This window comes from Bacillus sp. JJ664 (assembly GCF_036962205.1).
Lineage (GTDB): Bacteria > Bacillota > Bacilli > Bacillales > Bacillaceae_G > Gottfriedia.
The window spans coordinates 1-1444 of sequence record NZ_JBALMS010000127.1; the positions used below are offsets into that span (position 1 = coordinate 1).

Sequence of the window (1444 nt, forward strand, 5' to 3'; positions counted from 1 at the left end):
CATCTCCCACAGGAGCCCAGCACCTTCCGATGTAATCAACTTCTGGTTTTATATCAATCTCACAAGCAAAATATTTCAAAAAAATTTATATACAAGCTTTACATTCCAAAAGAAAAAGGAGGTAGTTCAGATGTGGATTACTATGTCAGTGGTGATAGTCATTTTATTTTCTCCGATGTTTTATAAACTGAATAAGAGAATCAGTTTATTAGAAGATGAAATTCGAGAGTTAAAAGGAATTAAGAAAATCTATTAGACTAATTTTAAATAGAATCAGAGTAGCTTGAAAGCAGTACGTTAGACTGTCTTATCAAAAAATAAAATTTGAAATGAGTTGATTATATGAATACATGGATCGGCGCTGCTGGCATTTGTATAAATGAATCAAATCAAATATTAATGGTACTTCAAGGAGCAGCAAACGAGAAGAAATTATGGTCTGTTCCTTCAGGAGGATTAGAAATAGGAGAAACACTTGAAGAGTGTTGTATCAGGGAATTAAGAGAAGAAACAGGATATGATATTCGTGTCATCAAACCATTATTTATTAAAGAAGGATCGTCTTTTGGAATAACAGTTGAAGTACACTTTTATAAAATTGAAGTGATTGGGGGGGAAGCAAAGATTCAAGATCCTGATCAGCTTATTCATGATATTGCTTGGAAGTCAGCTGAAGAAGTGAAAAAATTAGAACTATCATTCCCAGAAGATCGGCAACACATCTTAGACTTATTAGATGAAAATCTGAAATTTAACAATTACTTGTAAATAAAAAAGAGCCGTTCGGATGCTAACAATCGGCCCTAATCCTTAACTTAAAAATCTCCTAGTACTCTTCTACTGTCGCTATATATGGTAGGTTTCTATATTTTTGTGCATAGTCAATTCCATAACCAACGATGAATTCATCAGGAATGACAAATCCTACATAATCAACAGGTAGGTCAATTTTTCTTCGTTCAGGCTTGTCCAATAAAGTACAAATCTTAATGTTTTGTGGTTTATGTAATTGGAGATGATCCTTTAAGAAATGCAAGGTTAAACCGCTATCAATGATGTCCTCTACCACAACTACATTTTTGTTTGTAATATTTGAGTCAAGGTCCTTTAATAGTTTTACTTTACCAGTAGATTCAGTTTGGTCACTATAGCTTGAGACGGAAATAAAATCTACATTAATATCACTATTCATTTCTCTAATTAAATCAGCTGCAAATACAAAAGAACCTTTTAGTACAACAATCATGACAACAGATTCATTGTTAAAATCCCTTTCTATTTCTTCAGCAATTTGTTTTACTCTTTGTTTCAATTCAGATTCAGAAATTAATGTATCTTTTATTCTATATGGCATTTGTATTCCTCCTTACAAATTAATGGTTTATTAAACTTTTAAATATTCATAAAGACAGTTTCATTATAACCAATTAATAGTGTTTATTAC

General features: G+C 31.4%; 3 protein-coding genes. 2 read left to right on the forward strand and 1 reads right to left on the reverse strand.

All coding sequences use genetic code 11. The annotated features are described in order from the left end of the window. The first annotated feature begins 130 nt into the window (after positions 1-130). Both V7056_RS17325 and V7056_RS17330 read left to right on the forward strand, forming a co-directional pair. Positions 131-256 (forward strand): hypothetical protein, encoded by a 126-nt coding sequence (locus V7056_RS17325; protein WP_499703655.1) that lies wholly within the window; start codon positions 131-133, stop codon positions 254-256. A gap of 86 nt (positions 257-342) precedes the next feature. Next, positions 343-768, forward strand: coding sequence for an NUDIX hydrolase (locus V7056_RS17330; RefSeq protein WP_499703656.1), 426 nt, complete (start codon positions 343-345; stop codon positions 766-768). A gap of 58 nt (positions 769-826) precedes the next feature. On the opposite strand, the gene hpt is transcribed toward V7056_RS17330, so the two are convergent. Beyond that, positions 827-1354, reverse strand: coding sequence for a hypoxanthine phosphoribosyltransferase (gene hpt / locus V7056_RS17335; protein WP_499703657.1), 528 nt, complete (start codon positions 1352-1354; stop codon positions 827-829). Between the last annotated feature and the right edge of the window lie 90 nt (positions 1355-1444).

Bases quoted from the DNA above. Each gene is read 5' to 3' on its own strand.
- V7056_RS17330 (WP_499703656.1), top strand. From the start codon at position 343: ATGAATACATGGATCGGCGCTGCTGGCATTTGTATAAATGAATCAAAT.
- V7056_RS17325 (WP_499703655.1), top strand. From the start codon at position 131: ATGTGGATTACTATGTCAGTGGTGATAGTCATTTTATTTTCTCCGATG.
- hpt (WP_499703657.1), bottom strand. From the start codon at position 1,354: ATGCCATATAGAATAAAAGATACATTAATTTCTGAATCTGAATTGAAA.